The organism is Paraburkholderia oxyphila NBRC 105797 (genome assembly GCF_000685075.1).
GTDB lineage: Bacteria > Pseudomonadota > Gammaproteobacteria > Burkholderiales > Burkholderiaceae > Paraburkholderia > Paraburkholderia oxyphila.
In genome coordinates this window covers 48,344-56,706 of the sequence record NZ_BAYD01000064.1, presented here as the reverse complement: position 1 = coordinate 56,706, position 8,363 = coordinate 48,344, and the positions used below count along the sequence as shown (strand labels likewise).

Annotated in this window: 7 protein-coding genes; 5 read left to right on the top strand and 2 right to left on the bottom strand. The window is 68.0% G+C overall.

Features of this window, described 5'->3' with window-relative positions; all coding sequences use genetic code 11:
• Positions 1–196: 196 nt before the first annotated feature.
• Both BO1_RS31695 and BO1_RS31690 read right to left on the bottom strand, forming a co-directional pair.
• Positions 197–826: a flavin reductase family protein gene (locus tag BO1_RS31695; RefSeq protein ID WP_245643956.1), complete on the bottom strand. Its 630-nt coding sequence runs from the start codon at positions 824–826 to the stop codon at positions 197–199.
• 68 nt (positions 827–894) lie between these two features.
• Positions 895–1,710 carry a class I SAM-dependent methyltransferase gene (locus BO1_RS31690; RefSeq protein ID WP_028220983.1) on the bottom strand — a complete coding sequence of 272 codons (816 nt, stop codon included), beginning with the start codon at positions 1,708–1,710 and terminating at the stop codon, positions 895–897.
• Between the two features lie 399 nt (positions 1,711–2,109).
• Here BO1_RS31690 and BO1_RS31685 point away from each other — a divergent pair, with 399 nt between their 5' ends.
• Genes BO1_RS31685 through BO1_RS53615 form a run of 5 tightly spaced genes read left to right on the top strand, consistent with a single transcriptional unit; the run spans position 2,110 to position 8,316 of the window.
• On the top strand, positions 2,110–2,361 hold the full coding sequence (locus tag BO1_RS31685; RefSeq protein ID WP_028220982.1) for an acyl carrier protein: 252 nt from the start codon (positions 2,110–2,112) through the stop codon (positions 2,359–2,361).
• Entirely contained in the window at positions 2,358–3,617 is a 1,260-nt protein-coding gene (locus BO1_RS31680) for an acyl-CoA dehydrogenase family protein (protein WP_028220981.1), read from the top strand. Before BO1_RS31685 ends, BO1_RS31680 begins: the two co-directional genes overlap by 4 nt.
• Before the next feature lies 1 nt (position 3,618).
• Positions 3,619–4,644: an amino acid--[acyl-carrier-protein] ligase gene (locus BO1_RS31675; RefSeq protein WP_028220980.1), complete on the top strand. Its 1,026-nt coding sequence runs from the start codon at positions 3,619–3,621 to the stop codon at positions 4,642–4,644.
• Entirely contained in the window at positions 4,641–5,681 is a 1,041-nt protein-coding gene (locus BO1_RS31670; RefSeq protein ID WP_028220979.1) for a DUF1839 family protein, read from the top strand. The genes BO1_RS31675 and BO1_RS31670 overlap by 4 nt, the downstream gene beginning before the upstream one ends.
• A 46-nt stretch (positions 5,682–5,727) precedes the next feature.
• The gene (locus BO1_RS53615; protein ID WP_043287402.1) at positions 5,728–8,316 is read left to right on the top strand and encodes a glycosyl hydrolase 2 galactose-binding domain-containing protein; all 2,589 of its coding nucleotides are present in this window, start codon (positions 5,728–5,730) and stop codon (positions 8,314–8,316) included.
• Positions 8,317–8,363: the final 47 nt, after the last annotated feature.

The following is an 8,363-nucleotide window of genomic DNA, read 5'->3' as shown; positions in this document are numbered from 1 at the left end:
TGGACAGGGCAGTGGGGGACCGCGTCACACTGGCGGTGTGAGCGGCTTTCTTTTGCCCTGCTTTTCTTTGCCGCGGCAAAGAAAAGCAGGGGCCGCCCCGCACAGGGGCAACGCCTGCATACCTTATGCAAAACAAGGAAAGGCCAACGCGCTAAAGGGCTAAAGCGCTAAAACAGCGGCACCGCGCATGCAGCACTCAACGCGCCAGCGCCACCCCCGCATAGCGCCCACCAAAAAACACAAGCGGCGCCCGCTCATCAAGCGAAAACGCCATCACTTCCCCCACAAAAAGCGTGTGGTCGCCACAAGCATGCCGATCAGTCATCCGCAACCCAAACCGCGCAACCGCGCGCTCAAGCAGCACGACACCATCGAGCCCTTCCACCTCCGTGAAGCACGGCGCAAGCCAACTTTGCGGCTCCCCCGCGAAATGACGGCTATGCGGCTCCTGCTCATCAGACAGGACACTCACCCCAAACCGCTCGGCACTCATGAGCCGCTCGTGCATACGCGCACGCTGCCCGACCGACACCACGATCAGCGGCGGCCGCAACGACCCCGACATGAACGCGTTAGCCGTCATCGCATGCAGCGAGTCGCCGCTACCCGTCGAGATCACCACCACACCAGTCGCGAAGCGCCCTAGCGCGGTGCGCAGGCGCCGCTCATCAAAACGCGGCGGCACGCTATCCACCCCAGCCGCGCAGGCTGGCGCCCCCGCCGGCGTCGCGGCAAGCGTTGCCGCATCCGTGCTGCATTGCCCAACGTGTGCCGCGGCGGCTACGCCCGCGGCCGCTTCGCTCATGGCAAGCCCGTGTGCATTCATGCCGGTCTCCCTGTTTGATGCAGCCCCCACGACTCAACAGCGCGGCAATCCGCGCCGCCGGTGCAACTTCAAGCCATCTTGCGCGCGATGAAATGCAGCCACCGTGCGTCGCTGGTCTCTTGCGCGGGCGCGATCGGATCGCCTTCGTTGCTGCCGTATACCGCCTCCAACTCGAAGCCCAGCGCGTCGAGCTGCCGGCGTTGCTCGGCCAGCGTGGTGTAGACAATCACCATGCCGAAGTCGTGCACCGCCGCCGTGCGGATCGAATAGCCTTCGTAGTCGCGATGCTGGCGCACATTGCGCCGGTAGTTCCACAGCGCGAGCGGCAACCGGCGCGCGGCGCGCAGCAAGCGCGGGCCATAGCGCAGCAGATTCGCCGACAAGCGCGGCAGCAGCTGCCACGGGCGCTCGTCGAAGCCGGGGCCGCCCCGGTTGTGCGTCGAAAAGAACACGAGGCCGCCTGAGCGCGTCACGCGATGCATTTCGCGCAGGACCCGCACGCGCTCCTCGTATTCCACGCCATCGATGCCGTTCGAGCCGAACGCCGCCAATGCGTAATGCTCGTCCGGCAGCGCCGTCATGTCGCCCGCATCCATCTGACGAAGATTCACGCCCGGAAAGCGCTTGTGCGTGAGCTCGAGCAGGCTCGTTACAGAGTCGATGCCCGTATAGTCAGACGACATCTGCATCATGAGCGGCACCGTGCGGCCCGCGCCAATGCCGATATCGAGCAGCGGCTGCCCACGGCATTCGCGTGCGATGCGCGCGAATGCGGCTTGTTCGCCCGCATCCATCCACGCCTGCTCACGCGTAAACTCGCGCCACGCGTCGCGCTCTGCCCACGCTCGCCGATTGACCCGATCCAGCGGAAGCTGCATGTCCATGACACCCCTCCAACGAGGATCGATTCCCGCAGCCGCTTCGCGGCCAGGCATCGCGCCCGGCCCGCGATAACGGGCATGGCGCCCATTTAAGCAAAGCGCATTGTGTGCATCTGTACGCGCGCACACACACCTTCCGATGGGTTTGAGCGCAATCTGCCGCTCGACGGCAACGCGCTTTGCAACCCACTGCGCTGTCCACTGCGCGGCACGACGCACCACAACGTGCCACCGCTTGCGCAAACGCAGTGCAAACCGCGCTTGAGTGCGCTGCCGCACCGACGCTACCGCCCGGCCTTCCGTTTAATACGAGCTATTGCCGCGCATCCCGTCGCGCGGGCACGGACCGTCAATACCCGCGCCAGTATCGAAGCGCTATTCACCCGAGGGGGCACCTCCGCCATGAAAACTGCACTGCGACGCATCCTTTCCGAATCGGCCCGTCTCGACGTGCCAGCCGACACGCTGGCCGACGACGCCGATCTCTACGCCGCGGGTCTTTCTTCTCTCGCGACCGTCCATCTGATGCTCGCCATCGAGGACGAGTTCGGCATCGAGATTCCCGACCGCATGCTCACGCGGCGCCTGTTCTCGAGCATCGATTCGCTCGCCGCGGCGGTCACCGAGCTGCAGCAGGCAAAGGCGGCAGCATGAACGCCCCGCATATCGATGCCGCCGTGGAGCCCGACCGCCAGGCGCTCGCAAGCGATCAAGCGGATGAGCGTGCAACCGGCTCGTGGCGCGAAGCCGCGCAGCGCGCGGCGCGCGTGGCCGCGCAATACGCCGACCACGTGGACCGCGAAGCGCGCTTTCCCGTAGAAGCGTTCGATGCGCTCAAGGCCGAGCGCCTGCTCTCCGCGATGGTGCCCGAGCGCTTTGGCGGCGCGGGCCTCTCGCTCGCCGAGGTCGCGGCGATCTGCGAGACGCTCGCGCACGGCTGCGCCTCGACCGCGATGGTCTACGCGATGCACCAGATTCAGGTGGCCTGCATCATGGAGCACGGCGCGCAAGAGCCCTGGCATCAGCAGGTTCTCGCGCAGCTCGTCGAGCAGCAATGGCTGCTTGCGTCCGCCACCTCCGAGGAAAACATCGGCGGCAGCATGCGCACGAGCGCCTGCGCGGTCGAAGTGATCGACGGGCGCTTCAGCATCGAGAAGATGGCGCCCACGATCTCGTACGGCGCGCACGCGGACGGCATTCTCGTCACCGCGCGACGCACCGCCGAATCGCCCGCCTCCGACCAGGTGCTGATCGTCACGCTGCTGGGTGACCTCGAACTGGAAAAGCGCGGCACGTGGGACTCGATGGGCATGCGCGGCACCTGCAGCGAGGGCTTTCGCCTGCTCGCGGAGGGCCACGCCGAGCAGATCCTGCCCACGCCCTTCGCGGAGATTGCCGACCGCACCATGCTGCCCGTCTCGCACACGCTCTGGGCCGCGGTGTGGACCGGCGTCGCCGCCGACGCCGTCAATCGCGCACAAGCGTTCTTCCGTGCCCAGGCACGCGCCAAACCGGGCTCGGTGCCGCCGGCGGGCATGCGCCTCGCCGAGGCGGTGGGCCTCCTGCAGATGATGCAGGCGCGCCTGTCGGTTGCGCTCGATGCCGCCCAGGCAGCACACGACGCACGCGAAGCGAACCACGATGCGGATGCTCCGCTTTCGGCGCAGCTGCACTACGCCTCGGACATGAACACGCTGAAGACGAGCATCTCCTCGACGGCGCTGCTCGTCGTGCAGGAAGTGCTGATGATCTGCGGCATGGCCGGCTACAAGAACGGCACCGAATACAGCGTGGGCCGCCATCTGCGCGACCTGCACTCGGCGCCGCTCATGATCAACAACGACCGCATCGCCCAGAACACCGCGAGCCTCCTGCTCGCCCAGCGTCCGGCGAGCCCGGGGAGAGCCTGACATGAACACGATGACCGAAACCGCGGCACTGCAAGCCGCTGAGGGCGTGAAGGCGGAGCCGACCTTCCGCGACGAACTGATCGCGAGCGGCATCCTCATCGACACCGGCGAGAACGGCCTCTATGGTCGCAGCCACGTGTTCGAGGACGTGGTCGAGCGCCTGAACGTGGCGATCACGCATCTGGGTGCCGATCAGGATCCCGAAGTGTTGCGCTTTCCGCCCGCGATGCGCCGCACCGACTTCGAGGACAGCGAGTACCTGAAGAACTTCCCGCAGCTCGCCGGCACGATCCATTCGTTCTGCGGCAACGAAGCGGGCCAGATGCGCCTGTTGCGCTGCCTCGATGACGCGATGAAACAGAGCGACGACAACCGCGACACCGAATGGATGGAGCAGCAAAAGCCCACGCGCCTCGTGCTCACGCCGGCGGCCTGCTATCCGATCTATCCGGTGATGGCGCGGCGCGGCCCGATGCCCGTGGGCGGCCGCACGATCGACGTGCTCTCGTACTGCTTTCGCCACGAGCCCTCGCTCGACCCCGCGCGCATGCAGATGTTCCGCCAGCGCGAGTACGTGCGCCTCGGCAACGCGGATGAGGTCATGGCGTTCCGCCAGATGTGGATCGACCGCGGCTCGCTGCTGGTCTCGCTGCTCGGGCTGCCGGTGGACGTGGATCTCGCCAACGACCCGTTCTTCGGGCGCGGCGGCAAGATCGTCGCCGATAGCCAGCGCGCCCAGGCGCTCAAGTTCGAACTGCTGATTCCGGTAGCGCTTGCGGACAGCAAGACCGCCTGCCTCTCGTTCAACTATCACATGGACCACTTCGGCGCCATCTGGAAGATCGAGTGCGAAGACGGCTCGACCGCGCATACGGGCTGCGTCGGCTTTGGCATGGAGCGCATCACGCTCGCGCTCTTCAAGCATCACGGTCTCGACGTGAACGCCTGGCCCGACGCCGTGCGCGCATTGCTGTGGGACGACACGAAGGCCCGCATCGAGCGTGGCCTCGCGGAGGCGGGCGTATGAACGCGCCGACCGTGTCCGCTGCCGCACTCGCACCTGCTGACCCAACCGGCGCCGCCGCAGATCCGGCGCCGGCGCAGGCCGGCCTGCGCGAGCACGAATCGCACGCGCTGCATCAGGGCGAGCGCGTGTGGGTGGAGACCAACTGCTATGTCGACCTGTGGATCGAAATGCTGCACGGCATGGGGTTCGATCCGCGCGCGGCGCTCGCTTTCACGGTGACGCAGGACTTCGAGGGCGATCAGTTCACGTTCTTCAAGTTCCCGCTCGAAGACATCGAGCACCTGTACGGCACCCAGGTCACCGAGCTCGCGATCTACGACTCGCTCGAAGACCGCGTGCTCGCGCAGACGCAGCGCGGCCACACGGTGCTCGTCGAAGTGGACGGCTTTTATCTGCCGAATACGCGCGCGACCTCGTACCGGCGCGAGCATCCGAAGACCACCGTGGGCATCGACTTCATCGACCCGCCGGCGCGGCGCCTCGGCTACTTCCACAACACGGGCTATCACCGGCTCGACGGCGAGGACTACGACGGCGTGTTCCGCAAGCTGCCGCAGTTCGTGGGACAGCCCGACTTGCTGTTCCCGTATGCGGAATTCGCCAAGCGCGTGCGCGCGCCGCTCGAAGGCGCGGCGCTCGCACAGGCCTCGGCCGAATTGCTGCGCGGGCATCTCGCGCGGCGCCCGCGGCGCAATCCGGTGAGCGAGTGGCGCACGGCGTTTCCGGCGCAACTCGATACGCTGCTCGAGCGCGGCGAAAGCTTCTTTCATCCGTACTCGTTCAACCTGATGCGTCAGCTCGGCGCGAACTTCGAGTTCCTCTCGAAGTATCTGCTGTGGCTGAACGCCCAGGGCGTGGCGATTCCGGAGACGATTGCGGCAGCGGCGCAAAAGGTGGCTTCGGAAGCCATGGTGATGCAGTTCCGGCTCGTGCGCGCCATGGCGCGCAATCGCCGCGATACGTGCGACGACTGCTTCGACGTGCTCGAAGCGGGATACGACAATACGCTCGAGCCGCTCGCCGCGCTGATGGCGTGACGACGCGTAGCGGTGACGAGGCGCTGCGGCCACCCGGGGGGAACGCGTGCGTAATCTGCTGAACGATACTGACGAGCACGGCGCGAGCGTGCCGCAAGGCGCGCTCGCGCCTGTTTGCGCCACCACCGGCGCCGATGAAAACCTCTGGCCGGTCGCGCTGAGCGCGGGCTGGCGATGCGTTTCGACACCGCCCGGCGCGTGCGCGACGCCCGCCGCGCTCGATGCACCCGAAGCGGCCATCCGCGCCGAAGACTGGCTCGACGCCGAAGTGCCGGGCACGGTCGCCTCGGCGCTGCGCGCGGCGGGCAAGCTCGACCTCGAGCGCCCTGGTCCATTCGCTACGCTCGATCACTGGTATCGGCTCACGCTCACGGGTCACGGCGTGCGCCGTTTGCGCCTGTCCGGGCTTGCCTCGATCGCCGAAGTCTGGCTCGACGAACGGCTGCTGCTCACCTCCGACTCGATGTTCGTCGCGCACGACGTCGAGTTCGAATTGCACGGCACGGCCACGCTCGCGCTCTGCTTCCGCACGCTCGACGCGGCGCTCGCCGCGCGACGCACGCGGGCGCGCTGGCGCCCGCGCCTCGTCACGCCGGCCACGCTGCGCAACGTGCGCACGACGCTGCTCGGGCACATGCCGGGCTGGTGTCCCTCGCTGCAGGCTGTGGGCCCCTGGCGGCCCGTCGAACTGCTCTCCGACGCGCCCGACGCAATCCATAGCGTCGATCTTTCGACGTCGATGCAAGGCGACGACGGCATCGTCAACGTCACCGTGCGCTTCGTGCACGCCCACGACGAAACGGCCGCCGCGACACTCCATTGTGCGCATGCACAGGCGGCGCTCGCGTGGCGCGATGCGCACACGCTGAGCGGCACGCTGCGCGTAGAGCAGGCCGAGCGCTGGTGGCCGCATACGCACGGCGCGCCCACGCGCCACGCGCTCACGCTGCAACTGGCGCAGCGCGCAACACTGCACGATATCGCGCTGGGCGACGTGGGCTTTCGCACGATCGAAGTGGACCGCGATCTGAACTGCGCGGACGGCGCGGGCTTCGCCCTGCGCATCAACGGCGTACCGGTGTTCTGCCGCGGCGCGTGCTGGACCAGCGCCGACCTCGCGACGCTCACCGGCACGCGCGAGCAACTCGAGCACACCTTCGCGCTCGTGCGCGAAGCGGGCATGAACATGATCCGCGTGGGCGGCACGATGGTCTACGAATCGGACGCGTTCTACCGGCTCGCAGACGCCAACGGCATCCTCGTCTGGCAGGACTTCGCGTTCGCCAATTTCGACTACCCGACCGACGCGGCCTTCACCGCCGCCGTCGAGACCGAAGCCACGCAGTTTCTCGCCCGCACGCGCCGCTACGCCGCGCTTGCCGTACTCTGCGGCGGCAGCGAGGCCGACCAGCAAGGCGCGATGTTCGGCCTGCCGCCCGAGATGCGCGAGCAGGCGCTCTTCGCGCAGCAGTTGCCCGGCATCGTCGCGCGCGAGCGGCCCGACGTGCCCTATGTGAGCAATTCGCCTTCGGGCGGCACCTGGCCGTTCTCCACGCGCACGGGCGTCACGCACTACTACGGCGTGAGCGCGTATCAGCGCCCGCTCGACGACGTGCGCCGCTCGCAGGTGCGCTTTGCTTCCGAGTGCCTCGCATTCGCCAACGTACCCGACGACGCCACGCTGCACGACGCGCTCGGCACGATCCACGAGCACGCCCCGCGCTGGAAGGCCGCGGTGCCGCGCGACCCTGGCGCCGGCTGGGATTTCGACGACGTGCGCGATCACTACGTGCGCGCGCTGTTCGGCATCGAGCCCACGCAGGTGCGCTATGAGGACCCGCAGCGCTATCTGGACCTCTCGCGCGCCGTGGTGGCCGAACTCATGATCGACGTGTTCGCCGAATGGCGCCGCGCCGGCTCATCGTGCGGCGGCGGGCTGGTCTGGCAGTTGCAGGACCTGCGCGCGGGCGCGGGCTGGGGGACGATCGACGCGTGCGGCCGACCCAAGAGCGCGTGGCACGGGCTCGCGCAGGTGCTCCAGCCGGTGCAGGCGGTCATCACCGACGAAGGCCTGAACGGCCTCGACATCCATCTCGTGAACGACGGCGCGCTTGCGCTCGCGCTGCAGCTCGAGCTCGTCTGCCTGCGCGACGGCGCGGTGACGGTCGCGCAGGCCTCGCGCGCGGTCGAGCTCGCGCCGCGCAGCGTGCAGCGCGTGAGCGCCGCCGACCTGCTAGGGCGCTTCTTCGACTTTACGCACGCGTACCGTTTCGGGCCGCGCGCACACGACGTGACGATCGCGACGCTGCGCGACCCGGCGAGCGGCGCGATCGTGTCCGAAGCGTTTCATCTGCCCGAGCGGCGCGCGCATGAGCGGCATGATCTCGGCATCGCCGCCACGCCGCAGCGCACGGAGCATGGCTGGCAGCTCGTGATCGAGTCGCGCCGCTTCGCGCGCTGCGTCCACATCGCCGATGCGCACTATCGCGCGCGGCGCGACTGGTTCCATCTGCCGCCGAACCGGCCCGTTACGATCGATCTGGTGCCGCTCGACACGAGCGCCAACGCGCACGACGTCGCGCCCGACGGCGAGGTCCGCGCGATCAATGCGGCGGCGCCGGTGTTCTATCGCTGAGCAGAGGGGTCGCCGTAACGATCCGCGCGTGCTTCACGGCGCGCGGA